The organism is Pedobacter aquatilis (genome assembly GCF_032678405.1).
Taxonomy (GTDB): Bacteria; Bacteroidota; Bacteroidia; order Sphingobacteriales; family Sphingobacteriaceae; genus Pedobacter; species Pedobacter aquatilis_A.
This window is the reverse complement of the sequence record NZ_JAVTSJ010000001.1, coordinates 596,577-619,440: the sequence shown is the minus strand read 5'-3', so window position 1 is coordinate 619,440 and position 22,864 is coordinate 596,577. Positions and strand designations below refer to the sequence as shown.

Sequence of the window (22,864 nt, the reverse complement as noted above, 5' to 3'; positions counted from 1 at the left end):
GTTTTTTACTAAGTTTTTATCACTATGTAAAAGATAATAGCCGGATATCCATATAGTTTAAAAACAAATCTTTCATTTAAGCCTCCCCGATAATCCCCACAATTCAGGATGAAATCTGTTTTTTTCTATTTGAATAGCAGCTTTTTAAGGAAATACATTAAAAAAGATATAGAGTGAAAAAGAAAGCCGCTATCTTTAACCTTGATGAAAAAGGAAAAGAAGATTAGCTGCATAATTGTAGATGATGAGCCACATGCTATAGAAGGTTTACGGAGGTATATTGAGGCGGTACCGGCAATAGAAATCGTAAATACATACACAGATCCTATAAAAGCAATGATGGAGATTTCTTCAGGTGAAGCTATTGATCTTGTGCTTTTAGATGTTGATATGCCGGGAATAACAGGTATCGAGCTTGGTGAATCGCTCAAGCCAAAAGTACGCAAACTGGTTTTCACAACAGCACATAGTAAATATGCTTACGAAGCTTTCAAGGTTGAAGCCGATGATTTCCTGCTTAAACCTTATTCACTTGCGAGTTTCCTCAAAACAATCAATAAACTATTTCCACAAAATCAGGCACTGGCCAGTAGTCAGGATAGTGATGATTATATGTTCATTAAAAGTAAAGAAGATAACCTCAGGCTGATAAAAATCCGTTATAAGGATATCGTGGCGGTAGAAAGTAAATTAAATTACATTCAGATCCACACGCTCGACAGAAGCGTAACCACCTACATGTCCTTGCTCGAAATGTCTAAAAAACTGGCACAGTTCGAATGGTTTATGCAGTTCCAGAGAAGTTTTATTATTGCCCCCGAATACATAGAATATATCGAAGGTAATGCCATTAAAATGCAAAACGGAACGAGGATTACCGTTGGCGATTACTACAAAAAGTATTTCAATGATTTTGTTGATTCGAAATTGATCAAGGCCAGACGTAAATAATTATACACCTGGCCCTGAACTTTAATGCCTTGCCATGCAAATGGTACTGCTTACCGTCATGGTTGCCGATGTAGTGATCGGATCAGTTGAATGCCATTTAATTTGATTTTTTAACGATTTGTAAATGAATACTGTTTTCTTGTTTGCTACTGATGCTGGCTTTTTCATAATTTGATTTTTTATGAAAATTAGCCTCGTAGATTATTTTGTAAAAACTTGTTATACAGTACGTTATGTTTTCTATTTGAAAGATTTTTAGCTCATGAATAAAAGTATTTCCCATGTTTTTAAGCATTATTGGTATCATGTTATTGCATGGATGGTCTTTATTGGCTATGAATTATGGCTCGTATATTCTTTGCAGGGCACTTTCAGTACTTTTGCCAATTACTTCCTGCATTATCTTATTGTAATTCTTTGGTTTTATATGGTAGGAAATGTTATCCTGCCATGGACATTTTCAAGCTTTCTTTCTTCGTTCTGGAAACTTCCACTGGTACTCGCCGTTTTATTTATCCTTTTCACATTAGCTAACTTTGGCGTTGATTCCCTGCTGCTTTATTACGATTTGATTGGAAAAAAAATGGAAATCTTTCTCGATCGCAGCTACATCAGCCGAATATCTTTCCGTTTTGTGTATATCCTGTGTATGGTAATGGCTTACTATTTCGTTAATCGTTTCATCAAACAAAAAAATATCAGCATTGCGCTTGAAAAGCAAAAATTCGAAATGATGATTGAAGAAGAGCGTACCCGGCGTGCCCTGGCTAAAGCCCATAACGACTTCCTTAAAGCACAGATCAATCCACATTTTCTTTTTAATACCCTCAACTTTGTTTACCACAACATTAGTGTACATGCTCCTGAGGCTGCAGATGCCGTACTTACCCTTTCAGAAATGATGCGCTATGCCGTAGATTCAAGTGAGCAGGAAGAATTTATTATCCTTGGTGAAGAAATGGAGCAGGTTGAAAAGCTTATTCATTTATATGAACTCAGGAAATCAGAAACCCTCAACCTGATTTTGAATTTTGACAGCGATGCTGCGAAACTACGTTTTGTACCCCTTGTATTGATGACACTTGTTGAGAATATCTTTAAACATGGTGATACCACTGAGGCCGAAACTGGTATACAGATTGTTGTTACGATTGAAGGAGACAGGCTGCTTATCGAAACCCTTAATGCCATCGGCAGCAGCCATAAACAAAATTCATCAAGGGCAGGGTTGAAAAATATAGAAGAAAGGTTAAACTTTGCTTACGGTGAAGCTGCTACCTGTTCTTTTACAAAGGTTGAAGGTGTATTTTGCGCCAGGATAACGGTACTGCTCGCAGCACTCAACCTGAAACCTAAAGTTTTAATAGCACAATAGCGCTGATAACGCTTTTAGGAATAGCGGATTGGCTATCTTTTTCCCCAAAATTGCAGGAGGTATATAGAAAAGTATGGTTTTTATATAACGGTGAAACATTTTTTTATCCTTTTGAGCAACTTAGCATATCTCTAGATGCTTAAGGATAGAAATGGATGCACGTGAAAACCCGGCCGAAAATTTACTCAGCCTGGCCTTAAAGGCCAGGTTTCTGGCAGATGCTTTCGATCGCTTCTGGAGAAATGAGATCGAAAAAAGACACCTGGCCCATCATGCTTATTTTATCCGCCATGTGTCCCTTCTTAATGCTTTCGATAATTTTTTGTACTTGTTTTGCTCCAGGGAACTATGGTCAGCAGGAGGAACAGGTGCCTGGGCTGCAAATTGTAACGTAAGCGGGCCGTTAAAACCGCTCTCCAACGGCGACCAGATCAATAAAATCATCACACTAATTACCGATCAGCAAGCTGAAGTCAGTAATATCCTGGCCATATACCAATCACCCGCCGAACAAGAGCACATTGCTCATGAACTGGCGCATATCAGTAAAACACTGGCATTGCTCGGTTCGAGTATGGAAGAAATACAGATCTAAGGATCTGCGCTCAATCCGCAGGGTAAAATAATTTTATCCTGCGCTTTTTCCTTTTTCATTTATCAAACAGCCGGTAAAGAATACCTATACTGCCTTGGCACATTTTTGGTAGCACCATATAAAAATGATAAGATGAGCTGGACCTGTCCCAACTGCGATCGTGAATTACCATGGAAAGATTACCGGCATTATTGTGCCCGGGTAAGCCTTGATAGTTTATTTGAAGGCCGTTCACCAGAACTTGTTCTGGCTTTTGATAAGATCCTGGCAGAGGTAGCAGATTGGGAAGAGGTATTGGTTGGACTTACACCTAATTGTATAGTTTTCACCCGTAGGGTAGGTTTCCTCATCATCAGGCCCATGCAGAAATGCCTGGATATTAAGTTTTATTCTGCAAAGCAACATGCTGAAAAGCCGGTGATTAAAAGTGTCGTCTCAGGAAAGAAATTTGAAAACCACATTCGCATAGCTGCTGTTGAGGATATTCGTCCTGGTTTATTCGTTTACCTCCGTGAGTCATATGAGCTAATGCGCCGGAAATTAACTTAAAACAGTTTAAACGGGTTAACCATTGGCTTCTACAATAAGCTTTAAGGCTTTCAGCCGCCAGATTAAGGGTTGGTTAACCTTGCTTTCAAGATCATGTCGTAAGGGAGCGAGATGACTTTCCAGGAAATGATCGTAATCAGTAATTATGGTTGCTTCATTTAAATAAATAGGGGTTGCCTGTTTTTCTGCATTTGCAAAAAATGTTTCCAGTTCATTCAATTCTGCTATCGTCATGGGGCAAACTTAGCTAAATTTGCATTTAATATTATTGGTGTTGAAAAGTATGCCGTATGCCATTGTTAAATATACTGAATAGCGGCTCTTAAAAATCTTTATTGCTGAAATAATGCTGAAAAATTTTTAAAGTATTTTTAAAACTCATCCGTTATCAATAATACCAAAACATTTAACTCGGTTAAATGAGTTTAATGGCAATGGTAACCTGAGAGCGTAATGTATCATCTTAGCTGTTTACCCTAAAAAAATATGGCAAGAAAACAACTGAATAGCGGCAACCAGCAGGGAATTGAATTAACAAAAGCAAAAATAACGAGAGAAAGCCTTGGCCATATAGCCCGCTTACTTAGCTACCTTAAGCCTTACCGGCGTAAATTTATTGCAGCCTTATTCTTCCTGTTTTTATCAAGCCTGGTGGGTTTAGCTTTTCCATCATTTATCGGTGCCCTCGTCGATACCGCTCAGGGCAAAAGGAGTAATGCTTTTCTGCCTGATACAATTCCCGGAATTTTATCCTTAGCTTTTCTCGTGCTGGCCATACAGGCTGTAGTATCTTATTTCAGGATATTATGGTTTGTAAGCGTTGCAGAGCGATCGCTTTCCGATATCCGTAGAGATACATATTTCAAACTCATTACCTTGCCGATGAACTTTTTTGCCAGCAGGAAAGTAGGGGAGCTTAACAGCCGCATTTCTGCCGATCTTTCTCAGGTACAGGATACCCTTACCACTACTATTGCCGAAATGTTAAGGCAGTTTGTGCTGCTCATTGGTGGAATCGTTTTTATGGCGGTTATTTCCAGAAAGCTGGTATTTGCGCTGTTATTGATCCTTCCTTTAATGATTGTACTGGCCGTGTTATTCGGCCGTTTCATAAAAAAAATCTCCCGCCAGGCACAGGATAAAATGGCCGAATCGAACAGTATTGTTGAAGAAACCCTGTTGGGTATTGCCAATGTGAAAGCCTTCGTTAACGAATTCTTTGAAGCCTCACGCTATAAAAAAGCCATCGGTGAAGTGGCAGATATTGCTATAAAGGGCGCAAAATACAGGGGTATGTTTGTTTCCTTTATAGTGTTATGCGTTTTTGGTGGTATACTTGCTGTTGTTGGTTATGGCTGCATATTGGTTAGCCATAATGAAATTACTTTCGGCGACCTGTTAAAATTTTCACTTTATGCCATGTTTCTTGGTAGTTCGCTTGGCAGCTTTCCTGAGCTGTTTGCCAACCTGCAAAAGGCCATCGGTGCAAGTGAGCGGGTGCTGGAACTGTTAGGCGAAAAAGGTGAAGCCATTTCCATTACACAGGAAGATAAACACGTTAATCAGCTAATCAAGGGTAATCTTTCGTTCAAAGAAGTCAGTTTTGCTTATCCGTCCCGACCGGAATCAACTGTTTTACATCACTTAAGTTTTGAGGCAAATGCCGGAGAGAAAATTGCATTGGTTGGGCCTAGTGGTTCAGGTAAATCGACTACGGCAGGACTTATTTTAAGGTTTTACCAGGCGCAGCATGGCGAAATTCTTTTCGATGGCAAAGCAGTCAGTGAATATTCCCTTAATGATATCCGCCGCCAGATTGCCATTGTGCCGCAGGATGTATTGCTCTTTGGTGGTACAATTGAAGAAAATATCGCCTATGGCGATTTATCAGCCGGGAGTGATGCCATCAGGGAAGCAGCTATCAGGGCCAATGCCCACGGGTTCATCACGGCCTTTCCCGAAGGTTACCAAACCATGGTTGGCGAACGCGGCGTGAAATTATCTGGTGGCCAGCGTCAGCGCATTGCCATTGCCCGGGCACTATTGAAAAACCCATCCATATTAATTCTCGATGAAGCTACTTCATCCCTTGATGCTGAATCAGAAAGACAGGTGCAACAAGCCCTTGAAGAACTCATGAAAGGCCGCACTTCCATTATCATTGCCCACCGCCTGTCGACCATCCAGAAAGCGGATAAAATTCTGGTGATGGAGAAAGGACACATCATCGAATCGGGTACACACGAATCCCTGATCACCAACGAACATGGTCTTTACCGTTACCTGAGCAGTTTACAGTTTAATATGGGAAGCTTTAATGATGTCGAACCGTCATTTCGACTGTAACGGAGGAATCTTTTCCGTTAGTTACATTTGTTATTGTTTCAGTTTAAAAGTTCCCGCTGTTCCGCTGCGCTTCAATCGGGATGACGAGTTGTGGTGTGGAAGCTATGAGGCGGGCGCTATCCGTCACCCTGAACTTGTTTCAGGGTCTTAATCATTAGATGCTGAACTAAATTCAGCATGACGACAAACCTAACCGTCATTTCGACCGTATTGGAGAAATCTATTCCGTTAGTCACATCTGATATTGTTTCAGTTTCAAAGATATTGCTGTTCCGTTGTCCTCCAATCGGGATGATGAGTTTTAGGAAATAAGTTTTTTGGAAGAGATTGCTTCGTGCCTCGCAATGACGAGTTATGGGGCTGTCCTCCTGAGTGTAGTCGAAGGATTACTCAGCCGTTATTGCGAGGCTGGACTAGTGGGAGCCGAAGCAATCCATTTAATGTACACTTTCAACTTGTATAACTGAAAAAGAAATTAGAAATTTGTATGTCTAACCAGTTTAGATTTAATCGATAACCTGTGTAGCTGTTCACAGACAAGATTAATACCGCGATTCCGCTACTTTTCACCAATAATTTTCATCATTAAGTCCACCTCAAGTCCGACTCAAGTCCGCCTTTTGTCCACCTTTTATCCACCCTTACTTCACATTATCTCCCAGACTACTTCAGTTCTGCTTCAGTAACACTTCCACTCCAGAGAACTAAAGTATTCAGGGATCAGACCGGGATAGCAATAGGATAGCAATTAAATCATTGTCTTGTCAAGCCCGGCGTACTGACGGTTTCCAAAACACCAGCCGAACAAGTCCCGAAGTTTTCCAAATGTTAAGGTTAAGAAAGGCAGAAGCAGAGTTAGAGGCCTCCGCAATAGTTAATGAACAATTTTCAATTGGCAGTTTACAGTTAGCACCGTCATTGCGAAGCCTGGAATGAGCGGGCTGAAGCAATCTTTTGATCTAAGTTAATGAAAGAGATTGCTTCGTACCTCGCAATGACGAGTTGTTGAGACCAATGAACCAATGACCAATGAACTATTCGTCCTACTCAACCTGTCATCCTGAGCGTAGAACACCAAACGTCATGCTGAATTTATTTCAGCATCCATTGAAAAGGAGGCCCTGAAACAAGTTCAGGGTGACGGTGTGGAGCATCGTTTCGGTATGAAAGAGTCGTCCTACTCAATCTGTCATCCTGAGCGTAGTCGAAGGACTCACCAACCCGTCATTGCGAAGCCAGGAATGAGCGGGCTGAAGCAATCTTTTGATCTAAGTTAATGAAAGAGATTGCTTCGTACCTCGCAATGACGAGTTGTTGAAACCAATGAACTAATGAACCAATGAACTAACGAACAGTTTACAATTGCCAGTTAAGCAATTAACCGATTGAACAATTCGCAATGATGTTAATGAGTAGATTGCTTCGTACCTCGCAATGACGAGTTGTTGAGACCAATGAACCAATGAACCAATGACTAATGACCAATGAACTAATGACCAATGAACGAATGACCAGTGACCAATTGTCAGTTAAACAATTAACCGATTGAACAATTACTCCGGCATATATTGTTAAAAAAAGTTAAAACAGTGCGTATATACTTTTTCATCTGCAACTATCAATAGCGGGTTTACTTAACTTTACGATATACTAAATCAACATATGAAAAGAAATATTTTAATGCTCATTCTGCTGATGGGTAGTTTTATAGCTCATGCCCAGGTAACCTCATTTGTGATCGATAGCAGTAAGTTTATCAGGCCGCTCACCAAAACATTAGATAGTTTATACCATGAGGATCAGGATGGTCGGATGGCCTACACAAAGGCCCTCAATAATAAAGAGCCAAGAACGGTTACCGATAGTCTGCGGAAAATTATGCAGCGTAAAGATTCCAGCAACCTCGTACTGGTATGTGGCATACTTGATAAGCATGGCTGGCTTAGTCCGCAAAAAGTGGGCATGTCGGCCAGTCAGGCATTGTTTCTGGTGATTCAGCATGCCAATTTAACTACGCAGTTAAAATACCTTCCGCTTATCCGTACAGCCGAAAAGAATAAGGAAATCCTGTCTAGTAACCTGGCCATTCTGGAAGATCGTGTAAACATGCGACAAGGCTTAAGGCAAATGTATGGCAGTCAGGCGGTGAGGGATGCCGCTTCGGGAACAATGTATTTTTATCCGATAGAAAAACCCGAACAGCTTGATGTGAGAAGAGCTGCAATGGGTTTAATTCCGATGGCCGAATATGCCAAAGCCATGAACATGGAATGGGATTTATCAGCTTACCAAAAAAACCTGCCCGCCATTGAAGAAAAAGCCCGGAAAACCGGATTTAAGAATTAGGAGAACGGTTTCGGCCAAGACTATTTAAAATGGCCCCTCATCCAGTGCTCAGCTGTGCTTAAAGGCTCCGTTGATTTTGAAAACAACGTATTGTGTCCCAGTTCAGGAAACAGCACATATTCGAACTTTTTTCCTGTTGCCTGTAGTGTCTTAAGGTTGTTTATCGATAGCGAAACCGGTACCTGGATATCTTTTCCACCAAAAACCCAGAGGGCCGGGATGTTAAGCTTTAGAAGAGCAGGGTTGGGATCGAATGCTTCGAACTTGTACCGGTCAGGATCGTTTTTGATGTGCTCGAGCGCCTCAGCTTCGCTGTGCGAATCCCAGAACGCTGTATTGCCATTAGTATAAAACTGAAAGCGTAGCTGTGCTAATGTCGTTACAACAGGGCCGCTAAAAATTACCATGAATTTCACCAGCGGGGTTTTTGTTGCTGCAAGGGGAATAACCCATCCAGCCTGGCTGGCACCCATTAACCCGATGGCTGTTCTTTTTCGGGTTAAATGTGCCGCTAAAAACTTGCAGGCTGCCGCTGCATCAGCAGCCAGTAGGTTCAGGTTCGTGGTGTCGATATTATTGGTGCCTGCTTCAGGGCCGGCATATACACCGCCCGATTCGCCAACCCCACGTTTATCATAGGTAAGCACGGCAAAACCCCTGGCAGCTAAATCTGCTCCCAGTTTAACCATGCGTTTTTCCTGACCAGAGCCATGTATCAGAACAATGGCCGATTTAGGTCGTTCCGGTAAAAAGATAGTGCCCGCCAGTGCTGTGCCTGCACTTTCGAATGTTATGTTTTGCAGGGTATAGGGTAATTGCCTGGCCATATCGGTATTACTTTGCCCGAATGCGCAGGCACTTAATGAAAGGAAAATAATAAACAGGTTTAATCTCATTGCTTGATAATTTTAAAGCAATGTAGCGGAGAATGAAGTACCAGAATATAAAATGTGATGGAAACGGTTAAAAATGTGATGAATAATCTATTTAGGCTTTCGAGGTTTCTTTTATTATTGATTTACAAATTAATCATTTTAATAAGAGGTATTTACACGGTTTTGCTTTTGATAATTGTAGGTAGGCTAATTGCAACAATGCCGTTAGTTGCCTTAAAAATTATTAATCTTTAATAATTTGCGGGCTTAACATCCTCAGCATGCACGATAAAAACCTTGTCGCGAAACCACATTATCCGATACTTGATGGCCTCCGTGGTGTAGCCGCCATTATTGTGGTTACCTTTCACCTTACCGAACCACTGGCCACAGGTCATCTCGATAACCTGGTTAACCATGGTTACCTGGCAGTCGATTTCTTTTTCCTCTTATCGGGTTTTGTGATGGGATATGCGTATGACGATCGTTGGGGGAGCATGACTGCTGGCAGTTTTTTTAAACGACGGTTAATCCGTTTGCAGCCAATGGTTATTTTAGGAATGACACTCGGTGCCATAGGTTTTTACTTTACCGATTCTACCATCTGGCCGCTTATCCATACCGTGCCGCTCTGGAAAATGCTGCTGGTTACCCTTATTGGTTTTACGGTTCTTCCTGTACCTTTATCGCTCGACATCAGGGGATGGGAGGAGATGCACCCGCTGAACAGTGTCGGCTGGTCCTTATTTTTCGAATATATTGCCAATATTCTGTATGCGCTGGGGATCCGTAAGTTTTCGAATAAGGCACTGGGTATTTTCGTACTGCTTGCTGCTGTTGCTTTAGCACACCTGGCAATAACTAGTCCGAATGGCGATGTTGCAGGCGGCTGGACCTGGAATATCGAACAGCTGCGCATCGGTATTACCCGTACACTATTTCCTTTTTTTGCCGGCTTGCTCTTGTCGCGGATGGCTAAACCGGGCCACATTAAAAATGCCTTTTTGTGGTGCAGCATATTAATTGCCCTGGTGTTATATATGCCCCGTATTGGCGGTGCAACGCATTTATGGCTTAATGGCATTTATGAATCTGTAAGTATCATTATCCTTTTTCCGCTGATTGTGTACCTGGGGGCAAGTGGTGTGGTGAAAACCAATGCGGGTAAGCGGGTATGTAAGTTCCTGGGCGATATTTCTTATCCTTTGTATCTGGTTCATTATCCATTTGTGTACTTCTATGTGGCATGGATCAGCAATAATAAAGGGACTACACTTGCGGAGGCATGGCCTTATGCTTTAGCCATTTTAATTGGTGCCATTGCTTTGGCTTACCTGAGTTTGAAATGGTACGACGAGCCTGTTCGCAAATGGTTGCGGAAGAAATGGGCATAAACGGGTTAAAAAAACACCATCATTTCGAGCGAAGTCGGTCAATCTTTGTAACTTAAAGGTTAACAGCGGCTCCACTTTTCCTTGCTCCAGCTAAAAAGAGGATTTGGAGGAACCTCGCTCATCGCGACACCGTCGCTGTTTTAGTTATGCGCTCGTTACAAACGAGCACAAACGGGGTAAGTGGTCAAAAAAGACACCGTCATTTCGAGCGAAGTCGAGAAATCTTTGTACCTTAAAGGTTAACAGCTGCTCCAAATTGCCTTGTTCCAGCTGAAAAGAGGATTTTGGGAAACTTTGCTCATCGCGACACCGTCGCTATGTTACTTATGCACTCGTTACAAACAGGTTAAACAACATCGTCATTTCGAGCGAACTCGAGAAATCTTTGTACCTTAAAAGTTAACAGCTGCTCCAAATTGCCTTGCTTCAATTGAAAAGAGGATTTGGAGGAACCTCGCTCATCGCGACACCGTCGCTGTTCTAGTTATGCACTCGTTACAAACGAGCGCAAGCGGGAGATGTTAGATCTTTAATTAAATTAAAATGAATATAGAATATCAAAAAAAATTGAGAGATTTTCCTTCAAGAAATGCAGGCAGTCAAAACTACACAGGTACTAATCAACCTATTTCGCTGGAAGAAATTCAATTATTAGAACAGCATTATAATAATTCGAATACTTTTCCGAAAGCCCTTAGAGAACTTCTTTTTCTCGCAGGAAATTATTGTTACGTACTGGACTATGGAATTTGGAACACTCAAGAGGAAATCCAAAATTATGTACGTGAGAACATGACGGAATTGAATAGGACTATATCTAGACCTTTTTATGCAGTAGATATTTACAACCAAGGAGATCAGTTTCTTTTTATCTATTTAGATGAGGATGATGATCCCAAGGTTTATGAAGGAGCTTATTATAATAATAGTGACTTTCCCGATTGGATTCATCCTATCGCCGTTAGGTCTTTATCAGATTTGATTAATCAAAGAATTCAACGTACACAACAAGGTAGAAATCCATTTTAGGCAAGCTAGTTATCAAATATTTTTTAATCCAAAAAGCCAGGGCGTAGAATAGAGATAGAATGATTGAGTCCAAAATTATGAAAATACACATAAACGTACTCAGCAATGGTGTAAAACAAAAATAATTATGCATATAGATAAGTTAGATTTTAAGGTTTATTTTGATGGTATTCTCTTTCAACCATTACTATATGCGGTTAGTGTATGCAATCGGGTCAATAATACCAGATTTGCACTTCGAAAAGTATCCGATGACCAAGGGGAACGAATACTAATTGAAGGTTCTGCAATTGAAACTGATTTTATAGCTTCTTTAGGGAGTTCGTTTTGTCATATTTTATATAACTGGAACTCTCGTTTGGAAGATGAAAATAAGAAGAAAAAGATTTTCGCAAGTTTTGCCGGTCAGGGGTTTCAAAATTATCAGCCAACACCAATCGATCTTCCGACAGACTATCTGAACGAACTAGTCGCCTCAGTGAAAGGGCAAAATCTTTCAACTAAAGTGTCAGAGTCTGCAAAATCCTTCAAACTGAATAGTGTTAATCCTGAACATTTATTTCCAAGTGCATATGAGTATAACTTAAAATTTAAGGCCGATTTTCTCATTATTAAAGTTGAACTGCTTCACTATGAGTTATATTTTGCCTGGATAGAATTTAATCGGGCACAACCCATTGATATTTTCTGCATGTCCTTTGATTTAATGTTACAGACAGAATATACATACGAAGAAATGAGAAAAAGAAATCAACAACCATAGCCATTCATATTAATTTCCCCAAATCCGCTGCTTATTTACTCTCACTTTCTTACTTTTGCCCGCAACAGGAACAGGCGATGAGAAAAAGAATCAGAAAACACTTGCGTACGGCAAAGTATATCGTTTATAAAGAAACGCTAATTGATGTAAAAGAGCACCTCTGGACATTTCTCGGTTCTTTTTCGGGGATTGCACTCATTGGCCTCCTTAATTCGGAATACTTTACAGCTTACGATAACCTTTTCCTCATCGGCTCATTCGGGGCTTCTTCCGTATTAATTTACGGGATTATCAACAGCCCGCTGGCGCAGCCGCGTAACCTGATTGGCGGGCATGTGGTTTGTGCGCTGGTAGGGGTTACCATTCATAAACTTATTCCCGGAGAGCTGTGGCTGTCGTCGGCCCTGTCGGTTTCATTATCCATTGTACTGATGCAGATCACCAAGACACTTCATCCGCCGGGTGGCGCAACAGCTTTAATCGCAAATATTGGTTCGGCAAAAATACAGGCACTGGGTTATTGGTACGTGCTGAGTCCCGTTTTTTCGGGCGTAATGATCCTGCTGCTGGTGGCCATCTTTTTCAATAACCGTACACAACACCGCAGTTATCCCCGCAATAAGAAATGGTTTCAGCTTTGGCGCAGGTATAAGCGCTAGCCATAAAACCAGCAGCTTACTTTACCAGTATTTTTTCCATGGTAATCAGTGTAATGCCTTCCAGTTTAGGGTCGCCAAAGCGGCCTTCAATTTCTTCGAAAGCAATGGCCTGTCCGGTGGGTACATAGCCGTTCCGTTTGTACCAGGCAATGAGCTCTTCGCGGATGCTGATTACGGAAATGGTAATCTTGGGGCAATGGTGCTGCAGAGCAAAAACTTCTGCCGCGGCAAGCAGGGCTTTGCCAATTCCGCCAGCTTGCAACGCAGGCGATACAGCAAACATACCGAGGTAAAGTTCGCCGGGTTTTACCTCCAGGCAAACGGTTCCCACCAGTTCGCCACTTTCGGCGGTGTATTTTAACAGGGTGGTATCGCTTTGCGCAAAGTATTTTTCAAGCCCCTCTTCATCAATACGGATACCACCGAGGATATCAGCTTCAGTAGTCCAGCCAGTCTTCGAGCTTGCTCCGCGGTAGGCTGAGTTAATTAAAATGTTTAAAACAGGAATATCGGTTGGGCTGGCAATACTTACTGGCATGTTGGTGAAATTATTAAGGGGGCGAAAATAGCAGAAAAAGATGAAGTGACAATGCTTAGTTTACACATTAAGACGGAAAAATGAAGAATAAGGGCGCTTAAAAATTTACCAACATTTTGTTGATAGAAAATATTGATGCTGCGGGAATGCCTGGCTATTTTCGTAACCCAATAAAATTTATGATTATACTGAATTACCGCTTTAAAGATATTTACGGGCATTTCCGTACCTTACAGCTCTCACAAAGTAGCCCTGAAGATTTATGGTGCATCAGCGAAGAAGATGTACTGCTGGCCCGCTTGTCGCGGATACAGGATGGCTGGAAGCAACTTTCGGGCGATGCTTTGCCTAAGGAACTGATCCGTGGGGCAGGTGCCTTCATTCAGCAAAATTATTACGATTCCATCCCTTTACAGATTAAAGACCGCTGGCCGGGCATCATTGGCAGTGCCGAGAAGAAATCAGACTCGGAAATTACCATCGTGTGCAAGCCACAGGTAAACCTTGGTACGTTCCGTTCCATCTTCTGTAAGCATGTTACCCGCTTATTTAACCAGGAAATCTGCATGGACCTGAAAGTTTACAGCTACAACTTTACACAGGATTTCAGCTTTAAACTCGATGTAAAAAGCAAGCGTCAGGCCTGAAAAGCCTGGCACTGAAAACCTTTGGCTGCAAGCCATGGCCAATAGCTGATAAAACTGGTTTTTACAGGCTGATTTCTGCCTGGCCCGATGAAACGATGGGTTTCACATCAATGGCGGTTAAGCCATCGGGCCCCAGGCTGATATCGAAACTTACCGCCGTTCGGATAACTGGCACTTCATCTACCCGGTTGAATATAAAGGATATTTCCTGTTTATTCTCATCTTCAATCCTGCCGGTTCTGCCCTCCGGATCGATTGCTACAACAATGCCTTTTCTCATGGCCGTTAATTTTAATTTGCCTGTTCCTGATCATAAAAAAACGAAGGTAAAACCTTTCGTTTAGTTTGTGAATATAACACGTTTGTTACATAAAAACAAGTGCAAAATGCACAATTCTTCTGCCTTAATTTTCCTTGATTTTACCTTAAAAAAGCGCTTTTTTATACCGTAATAGTAAAGTGTCTGCGAAAAATAAAGCGCTGAGCTTTTTGTGTTTAGCAGAAATTTTAAGCGAGCCGTGCAACTTTTAATAAAGTTCTGCATCTGTTAGTTGGAAGATGCAGCAGGATATAACTACCGGAAAACAAATTTATGAGCAGATACTTACTTACTATTTTCATTGCGCTGCAATGCGGCCTCGTTTTAACCAGTGTAAAAGCACAGGAAAACAAATACCAGGTTTCGGGTACCATCATCGACAGCCTGAGTCAAAAACCCGGAGAATATTTTACCATCGCCCTGCGTAAAGATTCGGCAGTCATTAAAAGTGCCGTTTCCGACCAACTGGGGAAATTTAACTTTACAGGCATTGCGGCCGGTAAATACACCCTTATTCTGGGTTCGATTGGTTACAAATCAAAACAGGTTCTGTTAAGCCTTAGTGGCGATACCGATTTGGGTAAAATAAAAATGGCTGCTTCGGGTAACGACCTGAAAGAGGTTTCGGTTATGGGTAGCCGGCCGATTATAAAACAGGAACCCGACCGCATTACTTACGATATCCAGGCCGATGCAGAAAGCAAAGTACTTTCGGTAATGGATATGATGCGTAAGGTACCACTTTTATCAGTCGATGCGGATGATAACGTAAAACTGAAAGGTACCGGCAATTTCCGTATCCTGATTAATGGTAAACCCTCGGGTATCTTAACCCGCGACCCAAAAGAATACCTGAAAAGCATGCCTGCTGCGGGGGTACAGAAGATAGAAGTAATTACGACACCACCTTCAAAATACGAAAGCGAAGGGCTTGCCGGGATTATCAACATCATCACCTCACGTAAAATGGATAATGGTTATAATGGCAACCTGAATGTGCGCCAGCAGTTTCCGGGCGGGCCGAGCGGTAACATGAACCTGACGGTTAAGCAGGGGAATTTCGGGGTAAACCTTTATGGGGGTACCGGTATATGGCAGGTAGATGGTATTAAAGTTACCGATATCAGGAACAGTGTGGGAACAGCAGTGCCTTCGAGCCTTTATTCGCTGGGCTTCCAGAAAACTGATAACAAGTGGGCCTGGGGTGGCGGCGAGCTGAGTTACGAAATCGATTCATTAAACCTGATTACCGTAGAGATAAACCCTTATGGCGGTTATAACCAGCAAGACCTTAACCAGCATTTCGATCTTAGCGATGGAACGGTACGTTCGGGTTACGACATGGATAGCCGTACCCGCTATGAGTGGGGTGGAACCGATTATACCTTTAACTACCAGAAAGGTTTTAAGGATAAAAAAGAACACCTCTTAACTTTTTCTTACAAACGCTTTGGAAGTTCAGAACCCCAGCTTAATAATGTTTCGTTCAGTAATGCTAGCAATTTTACGGGTACGAATTACAAACAGGATAATACCAGTAAATCAAAAGAGCAAACGGCGCAGATCGATTACATTAATCCCTTTAAAAAGCTTACGGTTGAAGCAGGTTTTAAAGCCATCTTAAGAGAAGGAGAGAGTAATTTCCAGTACCTGAATTTTAATGCTGCACAGCAGGATTACATCGTAGACCCTGCGCAAAGCAATGTGTATAGCAACGATCAGGATATTTTCGGCGTTTACAATACTTATACCTTAAAACTTAAAGACTGGACTTTTAAAGGCGGCGCAAGGCTGGAAGGAACTTATGTTACCGGTAATTTCGAAAGCACCGGCTCTACGGTTAAAACCAAATACTTTAACCTGATTCCATCGGTTTCAATGAACAGGACGCTGAAAAACAGCCAGAGTTTAAGTCTGGGTTTTACGCAGCGTATCCAGCGTCCGGGAATCTGGGATTTAAATCCTTTTGTTGATAAATCGAGACCAAGCTTCGAATTTGTGGGTAATCCGAACCTGGAAGCCACATTGAGTAATAACTTCGAGTTAACTTACAGTAACTTTAAAAAAGGTTCGTTAAACTTAAGTTTGAGCTACAATTTTGCCAACAATACACAACAGCAGGTTTATGAGTTTATAGCGGCCGAAAACCTGACCAGGGTAACTTCCTTTAATATTGGTAAAACACGCTTACTGGGTTTAAATGCAAATTTTAACTACCCGATTACACCCAAATGGAACCTGAATTTAAGCGCTAACCTGAACTATATCCGCTTACAGGGCATGATTAGTGGCGTACTTGCCAAAAACAGCGGTGTTACAGGCTATGCCAACCTGAATACGGGTTACAAATTTGAAAGGGCCTGGAAAGCAAATATTTCTGTTAATTACGGTGCACCTGATGTAATGTTACAGGGCAAATCGAACAGCTATTATTTTGTGGGTTTAAGCGGCAGCAAGGATATCATTAAAGATAAACTTACGGTTTCGGCCATGGTTGCCAATCCTTTCCAGCAGTTCAGGGCTTTCAGAAGCTATAGTGAAGGTGCTAATTTTACCCAGGAGCGCATCCGCGAGAATGCTTTCAGACGCATCAGTTTCGGTATCAACTGGAAATTCGGAAAGCTACAGGGTTCGATTAAAAAGAACGAACGGAGTATCAGCAATGATGATACTAAGAAGTCGTCGAACTAGCATTAAACAGAAAGAGGGGTTGCCATTAAGACAACCCCGCTTTTGCTATTTATTGGTTGCAATGGTCGTTCAGGTACTTGAGGTAGCTAGCGTAGAGCGGCTCGGTAACCATGCGCTTTAAAGCCCTTACATGCGGGTCTTTGGTATCATTGCTTTCACTGCGCAGTTTCATAAACTTAAGTCCTGCCGCCAGGGGAAGACAATCGTTTTTTGCCACCATTTCGCTGGTTTTAAGTAGTGAGTATTCAAAGGCGGCTTTTTCACTTTCTTCGGGTGTCCATTTCTCTTTTGGGGTGAGCATATAATAATGCAGATGCCCGGTTTCGTGGTAAAGGACTACAATGAGGCGGTTATCATCAAAAGCAGGTCTTCTTCTTTTCAGGTAATCGATGTTGAAAGTAATGATTCCTTTTGGTGAGGCAAAGGCAGGGCCAACGGCACGTTCATCAATAAAGCGGACTTCCTTAATCAGACTATCCTGCGCCAGCAGGTATTTGTATTCGCGGTAAAACTTAGGGAAAACACTCTTAATACTTTCTATTACCGAATCGGCTTTTTGTGGGGCTACCCGGTTGTATTGTTGCTGTGCATAAAGCTGTGCACAGCAAAGGGTAAAAATCAAGGATAAAATTAGGCGCTGCATAGGTTTGGTTTGGGATGGTTTGACCGAATAGCTTACCAGAGGTTTAAAACAAAAATATAAATGCAGCAGCAAAAAGGGAAATAAGTTAATTTCCTTTTTCTATCCTTCTTTAAATTATTGAGTAAGGCTTAAACGCCCATGTTATTGGATATGAGTTCGAATAAATCGCTGGGGATTCCGTATTTCTCAGTGAGCTGCCATTGGCCTTCAATTTTTTCAATATAGCCTTTATTGGCGCCATCTATATATATCCTGAATTTTAATGGGACACCAAGTACGCGGCTGATCACCACGGTTTGATTATTGTGCACGAAAATTTTCGTGTCAGTGTTTACATCGCTGAACATTTGTTTGAGTTAATTAGATAGCCCAAAAACAAAAGGAATGGAAAATAGTTTTGTCTTTTTTTTGAAAAGCTAACAATTTTTACTGTGCCAGCCAGCTCTGGTAATTATCAGGCCCAAGCACAACAGATAAAAAAACTAACAACATTACAATAACAATTGCCCAAAGGAATGCAAATGAATGGTTTTTTTGAAGTGGTTTGTTGTACATTTTAATAGAATAAAAGCGTTAAAAAATGATCTTCATTATCAAAACAATATCAGCTTTGAAAAGTTTTATTTATTTCAGTAGGTCAGTTCATTACAATAATGTATTTGACTTTTGTCTAATTGCATTTGGAAAGAAAAGCTGATTTTGTATATCTTTCCTAAAATCAATGATGAGGTGGATATGTACAAGCATGCAATAGCGAATCACATACCTGATAACGATGCAGCAAGAGTAGCCACGTTGGGCAGGTACCAGGTTTTTAATAATGAGCCCGAACCCCTTTTTGAGAAGATCTGTGCACTGGCCTGCAGTATGTTTAACGTGCGGATTGCACACATTTCGTTTCTTGATGCAAATAATGAGCTGATTAAGGCAAATGTGGGTCTTGATGAGCGTTTGTTTCTGGTAGACCGCTCACTTAGTTTATGTGCCTTAACTGTCCTTAACGAATCCATTACCTTAATTCCAGATACTTTTGAAGATGATCGCCTGATTGGCCATCCTTATATATATGGTGATTTTAGCCTTCGCTTTTACGCAGGCGTACCAATTTTCAGTAACGACGGCTTCGTTATCGGAACGATATGCATCATCGATAAGGTGCCACGTACTTTGAATGCCATTGAAATCGAACAACTGATCAGTCTGGCAGGCATAGTCACCGAACAGCTTGAAATGCGGCTGGAAAACATAGAAAATACAGCCACCCTGAAAGCTGCCAATGCCAGATTATTTGAAAGTGAACAGCGCCTTGTAGGTATTTTGGATACCATGGCCGATGGGGTGTGTATTGTTGATGCCAAAGGCAAAACGGTATACATCAACCAGATGGCGCAGCACATATTTGAGGTAACGCTCGAAGATATGCAATCGCGGAAGTACAATGATGCACTCTGGCAAAATGTAAACCTCGACGGGAGCATCCTGCCGATAGAAGCACACCCCATGTACATTATGCTGAACACCAGCTTGCCGGTTTTTGACCAGGAAATCGGTATCCTGCGCCCTGGCAGGGATGTACTTTATATATCAGTTAATGCAGCGCCCTTGTTTAATGAGTTCAACGAGCTTTCGGGTGGGGTATGCACCTTTATCGACGTTACGACGAGAAGAAATCTGATGAACGAAAAGGACGACTTCATCAGCATTGCAAGTCACGAACTTAAAACCCCCATAACCACACTACGAGCTTCCCTGCAGCTGATGGAGAAAATACGTGATGATTTTGCTTCGCCAAGGTTTTCGAAGCTCATCGATCAGGCTAACCGAAGCATGGATAAGCTTAATGGACTGGTGCTAAACCTGCTTGATGTGAACAGCATCAGTGCCGGACAATTGCAACTGCATAAAACGGTTTTTAAACTGGCAGACATGATCAGCGATTGCTGCAACCATATTGGTTTGGAAGGAGCATATGAAATCAGGACGACAGGTGATTTAACTTTGCAGGTTGAGGCCGATGAACATCGTATTAATCAGGTTGTGGTAAATCTGGTAAACAATGCAATTAAGTATGCACCTGAATCGAAGGTTGTTGATATACACCTTTCTAAAGTTGGCGATTTTGCCAGGATTGCCGTTCAGGATCAGGGAAAAGGAGTTTCTTCAGAGAAAATCCCGCATTTGTTTGATCGCTACTACCGCTCAGAATATAAGGAGCTACATTATTCAGGCCTTGGTTTAGGGCTTTTTATCAGCGCCGATATTGTGCGTAAACATGGTGGCGAAATTGGTGTTCAATCAGAAAAAGGTGCAGGTGCCAATTTCTGGTTTACGATTCCCTTATTTCAACATCAATAAAACTTATCAGGCGTTTAAGAGCGAGTCAATTTTGCCGGTAAGTTCGTAGATATCAAATGGTTTTGCAATGAAATGTTGCTCGCCTGGCCAGTTTTCTAATTGGTGGTTATTGGTATGCGCACTCATTACCAATACCGGAATACGATTGGTTAGGGGATGCAGGGCCAGTTGTTCCTTTACCTGAAGTCCATTGCCATCGGGCAGCATAATATCAAGCAGGTAAAGATCTGCCGGTGTATTAAAGCCCTGTTCGTTAAATCGGCTTACACTTGGGAAAGAAAAGACCTGATACCCTTCTGATTCGAGCACCATTTCTACAATATCCCTGATGCCTTCGTCATCTTCGAGTACATATATTCTTTTTGTAAGGCTCATAAAATTCACTCCGGGTTTTACTTGTTTGGTATCCTGAACATTCGTAAATGTATGTATTAATTTTACGACAGGCAAGCATTTCCATGATTTACCGTATAAATTTACTCATTTAAGGTAAAACCCTGTTTGATAGTATTGTATGGTGCAAGAGGATGTGTAATCTTCGTTTTTTACTGTATGAGTAAATGATCGCCGCTATTGAACAAGTGCGAAGGATTTTAAAACAACCTCTTCATTATCTACAAAATTTATTAAAGCCAGCGTATTGGCATCGGTTAACTGAACAATATAGGTTTCTGTTTTCTGGTAAAGCTTATCGAGGTCTTTCTGATCAAACAACATCACATTTATGGTATCTGCTTCCAGTTGATAGATATCTTTCACCTCATTGCCAAGCAGGCTGCGTAAACCTGTAATTATTTCTTTCATGCTAAAGGTTTTGATTTAAAACCATTCGCCGCGGGATAAGGTTCGCGAGAGTTTACGCATGATAAGAATATATGGCGTTTAAAGCTGATTAACAACGGGTCTGCATCGTTTAAGTTACAATTTAAGGGGATTAGTTGTCAACACTAATCCCCTTTATGTTTATTTAAAAAGCTGCCGAAAATTCATTGGCAAAATCTGCCAGTTTGGTTTTGCCGTCAATAGGGCTTCCTTTTGCCTGGAAATCACTTTGTAGTAAACCTTTTTTCAGTCCTTGTCCCATTTCCGTATATAAAGCAGCAATTTCTGCGGGAAGGCCGGCCTGTGTCATTCCATCGAGCGATTGTTCATCTGTAAATTCTACCCATGGTAGTTCAGGTTTGCCAATGGCTGTACCTAATGTAGTGGCAATGTTTACTGCTGAATTTAGTTCGCTAACAATGTAAGTTACCTCATTATCCTCTTTAGGGCTAAGCAATTGCGCCGCTGCAGCAGTTGCGATATCTGTCGGGTGTACCAGCGGAATCAAGGTTTCTGCCGGAAAATTACCACCCATAATACCCATGCCTTTGATTAAAGGAATATCGTTAAAGAAGTTGGTATAGAAATAACCCGCACGAAGTTTTGTTAAGGCAATCCCATCTATGTCATTGTAAATCGCCTCAATCTGGTGAAGCCCTTTAATTGGTCCTGTACCTGCCGGCTGGTCGGCGCCGATGCTGCTTAACATCACTACACGTTTAACACCACTCTGTTTAATGGCTGCTGCAAAAGCTTTACCAGCATTTACGGTATTTTCTATAACATTTGCACCACCAAGGTTAGGCGGGGTCATAGCGAACAGGGCATCTGCGCCGCTAAAGGCCTCCGTAAGAAAAGCGGCATCTTCTACCGAGCCGATTAACGGTTTTGCACCAAGCGCCGTTATTTCCGAACGGCGTGCTTCGCTGCTGCTGATTAAACTTACTTCATGTCCTTCTTCCAATAATTTTATGGTTAATGGTTTACCTATGTTACCCAATGAACCTGTTAATGTTATTTTCATGTTTATATATTTTATTTTTTTAATTGATACACCAAAGGTATATTTGTACTTACTTTTTTACAAGTACTTACCCTAAAGTATGTAGCTAATGACGGCCATTAAAGAAACTTCGACTATACAGGAAAATAAGCAATATGCACTCGAAACCTGTCCGGTTACACACGTAATGAATAAAATTGGTGGCCACTGGAAACCGATTATCCTTTATCAGCTATCAAATGGAAGCAAGCGTTACAGTGAATTGAAAAGGAATATACCTGCCATAACGGAAAAGGTTTTGATACAACATTTAAAACAGTTACAGGCCGATGGGCTTGTACTTCGGGATGCAAGTGCCGTAGTGCCGCCTGTTGTACATTATCGTTTAAGTGTTGCGGGCGAAGGCCTTTTACCTGTGATTAATGCCATGGCACAGTGGGCATTTATGGATATGGATGGCCATTTCCGTGCTGCATTATAAGCAAAAGCGTTTAAGATTATAACCATTTGAGCTGTTTAATAATAATGCAGCAAATTGACAATGTAAATTTTAAATGTATCTTTGTTGCAATTGGAACCTGCAAAAGCTTTATACCGTAAACATCTTTTCTCGAAAGTACGTGCAATTTTATTGCTTGTAATTTTTGTTAATGCCTTACTTATTGAGGGTTTACATCACCATGAGCAGGAAATTACCCCAAAGAAGGCTGGTATAGCCTATCAGACAAAACAACTGAATGCCGTAAAAGTAAAGTGTAAGCTTTGTGAAGTGCTGAAGCACCATTCGCATTTTTTTCATTTGCCGGCAGCTTGTGCTTTCCCGGTTCAGCTTGTTAAGCCTGTAAACAGGGTCTTTGTTTACACGATGAAACATACTGGTGCCTACCTTTTAGCCTGCACCAACAAGGGGCCGCCATTCCTGACGGCATAAGCTCCTGAACCACAAGGTTCTTTTTAATCCACA

General features: G+C 41.5%; 26 protein-coding genes. 15 read left to right on the top strand and 11 right to left on the bottom strand.

Annotated elements, in window-relative coordinates; genetic code table 11:
• Positions 1 to 204 precede the first annotated feature (204 nt).
• Entirely contained in the window at positions 205 to 951 is a 747-nt protein-coding gene (locus R2R71_RS02660) for a LytTR family DNA-binding domain-containing protein (protein ID WP_316829696.1), read from the top strand.
• Positions 952 to 972: 21 nt separating this feature from the next.
• Here R2R71_RS02660 and R2R71_RS02655 read toward each other — a convergent pair whose 3' ends face one another.
• Positions 973 to 1,119 carry a hypothetical protein gene (locus tag R2R71_RS02655; protein ID WP_316829695.1) on the bottom strand — a complete coding sequence of 49 codons (147 nt, stop codon included), beginning with the start codon at positions 1,117 to 1,119 and terminating at the stop codon, positions 973 to 975.
• Between the two features lie 94 nt (positions 1,120 to 1,213).
• Between R2R71_RS02655 and R2R71_RS02650 the strand changes: the two genes are divergently transcribed.
• From R2R71_RS02650 to R2R71_RS02640, 3 genes are all read left to right on the top strand, one after another.
• Complete coding sequence (locus R2R71_RS02650; protein ID WP_316829694.1) at positions 1,214 to 2,326, top strand: sensor histidine kinase; 1,113 nt, start codon at positions 1,214 to 1,216, stop codon at positions 2,324 to 2,326.
• A gap of 151 nt (positions 2,327 to 2,477) precedes the next feature.
• The gene (locus tag R2R71_RS02645; protein ID WP_316829693.1) at positions 2,478 to 2,921 is read left to right on the top strand and encodes a hypothetical protein; all 444 of its coding nucleotides are present in this window, start codon (positions 2,478 to 2,480) and stop codon (positions 2,919 to 2,921) included.
• A gap of 132 nt (positions 2,922 to 3,053) precedes the next feature.
• Positions 3,054 to 3,470, top strand: coding sequence for a DUF5655 domain-containing protein (locus R2R71_RS02640; protein ID WP_316829692.1), 417 nt, complete (start codon positions 3,054 to 3,056; stop codon positions 3,468 to 3,470).
• Between the two features lie 15 nt (positions 3,471 to 3,485).
• Here R2R71_RS02640 and R2R71_RS02635 read toward each other — a convergent pair whose 3' ends face one another.
• Positions 3,486 to 3,704: a DUF6965 family protein gene (locus R2R71_RS02635; RefSeq protein WP_316829691.1), complete on the bottom strand. Its 219-nt coding sequence runs from the start codon at positions 3,702 to 3,704 to the stop codon at positions 3,486 to 3,488.
• Positions 3,705 to 3,956: 252 nt separating this feature from the next.
• Between R2R71_RS02635 and R2R71_RS02630 the strand changes: the two genes are divergently transcribed.
• Positions 3,957 to 5,816, top strand: coding sequence for an ABC transporter ATP-binding protein (locus R2R71_RS02630; RefSeq protein WP_316829690.1), 1,860 nt, complete (start codon positions 3,957 to 3,959; stop codon positions 5,814 to 5,816).
• A 1,662-nt stretch (positions 5,817 to 7,478) separates the two neighbouring features.
• Positions 7,479 to 8,162 (top strand): DUF6624 domain-containing protein, encoded by a 684-nt coding sequence (locus tag R2R71_RS02625; protein ID WP_316829689.1) that lies wholly within the window; start codon positions 7,479 to 7,481, stop codon positions 8,160 to 8,162.
• Positions 8,163 to 8,182: 20 nt separating this feature from the next.
• Here the strand turns inward: R2R71_RS02625 and R2R71_RS02620 are convergent, their stop codons facing one another.
• Positions 8,183 to 9,058, bottom strand: a complete 876-nt coding sequence (locus R2R71_RS02620; protein WP_316829688.1) for an alpha/beta hydrolase family protein — start codon at positions 9,056 to 9,058, stop codon at positions 8,183 to 8,185.
• A gap of 260 nt (positions 9,059 to 9,318) precedes the next feature.
• On the opposite strand from R2R71_RS02620, the gene R2R71_RS02615 reads away from it, so the two are divergent.
• The 4 genes from R2R71_RS02615 to R2R71_RS02600 all read left to right on the top strand — a co-directional run bounded on the left by R2R71_RS02615 (position 9,319) and on the right by R2R71_RS02600 (position 12,882).
• Positions 9,319 to 10,431 (top strand): acyltransferase, encoded by a 1,113-nt coding sequence (locus tag R2R71_RS02615; RefSeq protein WP_316829687.1) that lies wholly within the window; start codon positions 9,319 to 9,321, stop codon positions 10,429 to 10,431.
• A gap of 543 nt (positions 10,432 to 10,974) precedes the next feature.
• Entirely contained in the window at positions 10,975 to 11,460 is a 486-nt protein-coding gene (locus R2R71_RS02610) for an SMI1/KNR4 family protein (protein ID WP_316829686.1), read from the top strand.
• Between the two features lie 127 nt (positions 11,461 to 11,587).
• Positions 11,588 to 12,223: a hypothetical protein gene (locus tag R2R71_RS02605; RefSeq protein ID WP_316829685.1), complete on the top strand. Its 636-nt coding sequence runs from the start codon at positions 11,588 to 11,590 to the stop codon at positions 12,221 to 12,223.
• Positions 12,224 to 12,300: 77 nt separating this feature from the next.
• Positions 12,301 to 12,882: an HPP family protein gene (locus tag R2R71_RS02600; RefSeq protein WP_316829684.1), complete on the top strand. Its 582-nt coding sequence runs from the start codon at positions 12,301 to 12,303 to the stop codon at positions 12,880 to 12,882.
• Between the two features lie 16 nt (positions 12,883 to 12,898).
• Here R2R71_RS02600 and R2R71_RS02595 read toward each other — a convergent pair whose 3' ends face one another.
• Positions 12,899 to 13,420, bottom strand: a complete 522-nt coding sequence (locus R2R71_RS02595; protein WP_316829683.1) for a GNAT family N-acetyltransferase — start codon at positions 13,418 to 13,420, stop codon at positions 12,899 to 12,901.
• A gap of 179 nt (positions 13,421 to 13,599) precedes the next feature.
• On the opposite strand from R2R71_RS02595, the gene R2R71_RS02590 reads away from it, so the two are divergent.
• Positions 13,600 to 14,067 carry a hypothetical protein gene (locus R2R71_RS02590; protein ID WP_316829682.1) on the top strand — a complete coding sequence of 156 codons (468 nt, stop codon included), beginning with the start codon at positions 13,600 to 13,602 and terminating at the stop codon, positions 14,065 to 14,067.
• Positions 14,068 to 14,128: 61 nt separating this feature from the next.
• On the opposite strand, the gene R2R71_RS02585 is transcribed toward R2R71_RS02590, so the two are convergent.
• Positions 14,129 to 14,347, bottom strand: a complete 219-nt coding sequence (locus tag R2R71_RS02585) for a hypothetical protein (protein WP_316829681.1) — start codon at positions 14,345 to 14,347, stop codon at positions 14,129 to 14,131.
• 312 nt (positions 14,348 to 14,659) lie between these two features.
• On the opposite strand from R2R71_RS02585, the gene R2R71_RS02580 reads away from it, so the two are divergent.
• Entirely contained in the window at positions 14,660 to 17,077 is a 2,418-nt protein-coding gene (locus R2R71_RS02580) for an outer membrane beta-barrel protein (protein ID WP_316829680.1), read from the top strand.
• A 49-nt stretch (positions 17,078 to 17,126) separates the two neighbouring features.
• Here R2R71_RS02580 and R2R71_RS02575 read toward each other — a convergent pair whose 3' ends face one another.
• The 3 genes from R2R71_RS02575 to R2R71_RS02565 all read right to left on the bottom strand — a co-directional run bounded on the left by R2R71_RS02575 (position 17,127) and on the right by R2R71_RS02565 (position 18,275).
• Positions 17,127 to 17,720 (bottom strand): hypothetical protein, encoded by a 594-nt coding sequence (locus R2R71_RS02575; RefSeq protein WP_316829679.1) that lies wholly within the window; start codon positions 17,718 to 17,720, stop codon positions 17,127 to 17,129.
• A 128-nt stretch (positions 17,721 to 17,848) separates the two neighbouring features.
• A complete protein-coding gene (locus R2R71_RS02570) occupies positions 17,849 to 18,067 on the bottom strand; it encodes a hypothetical protein (RefSeq protein WP_316829678.1) in 219 nt (72 codons plus the stop codon).
• 79 nt (positions 18,068 to 18,146) lie between these two features.
• The gene (locus R2R71_RS02565; protein ID WP_316829677.1) at positions 18,147 to 18,275 is read right to left on the bottom strand and encodes a hypothetical protein; all 129 of its coding nucleotides are present in this window, start codon (positions 18,273 to 18,275) and stop codon (positions 18,147 to 18,149) included.
• Between the two features lie 111 nt (positions 18,276 to 18,386).
• On the opposite strand from R2R71_RS02565, the gene R2R71_RS02560 reads away from it, so the two are divergent.
• Entirely contained in the window at positions 18,387 to 20,075 is a 1,689-nt protein-coding gene (locus R2R71_RS02560) for an ATP-binding protein (protein ID WP_316829676.1), read from the top strand.
• A gap of 6 nt (positions 20,076 to 20,081) precedes the next feature.
• On the opposite strand, the gene R2R71_RS02555 is transcribed toward R2R71_RS02560, so the two are convergent.
• The 3 genes from R2R71_RS02555 to R2R71_RS02545 all read right to left on the bottom strand — a co-directional run bounded on the left by R2R71_RS02555 (position 20,082) and on the right by R2R71_RS02545 (position 21,921).
• Entirely contained in the window at positions 20,082 to 20,450 is a 369-nt protein-coding gene (locus R2R71_RS02555; protein ID WP_316829675.1) for a response regulator, read from the bottom strand.
• Between the two features lie 195 nt (positions 20,451 to 20,645).
• The gene (locus R2R71_RS02550; RefSeq protein ID WP_316829674.1) at positions 20,646 to 20,879 is read right to left on the bottom strand and encodes a hypothetical protein; all 234 of its coding nucleotides are present in this window, start codon (positions 20,877 to 20,879) and stop codon (positions 20,646 to 20,648) included.
• Positions 20,880 to 21,042: 163 nt separating this feature from the next.
• A complete protein-coding gene (locus R2R71_RS02545) occupies positions 21,043 to 21,921 on the bottom strand; it encodes an NAD(P)H-binding protein (protein ID WP_316829673.1) in 879 nt (292 codons plus the stop codon).
• Positions 21,922 to 22,009: 88 nt separating this feature from the next.
• Between R2R71_RS02545 and R2R71_RS02540 the strand changes: the two genes are divergently transcribed.
• Positions 22,010 to 22,381: a helix-turn-helix domain-containing protein gene (locus tag R2R71_RS02540; protein WP_316829672.1), complete on the top strand. Its 372-nt coding sequence runs from the start codon at positions 22,010 to 22,012 to the stop codon at positions 22,379 to 22,381.
• A 90-nt stretch (positions 22,382 to 22,471) separates the two neighbouring features.
• On the top strand, positions 22,472 to 22,831 hold the full coding sequence (locus R2R71_RS02535; RefSeq protein WP_316829671.1) for a hypothetical protein: 360 nt from the start codon (positions 22,472 to 22,474) through the stop codon (positions 22,829 to 22,831).
• Positions 22,832 to 22,864: the final 33 nt, after the last annotated feature.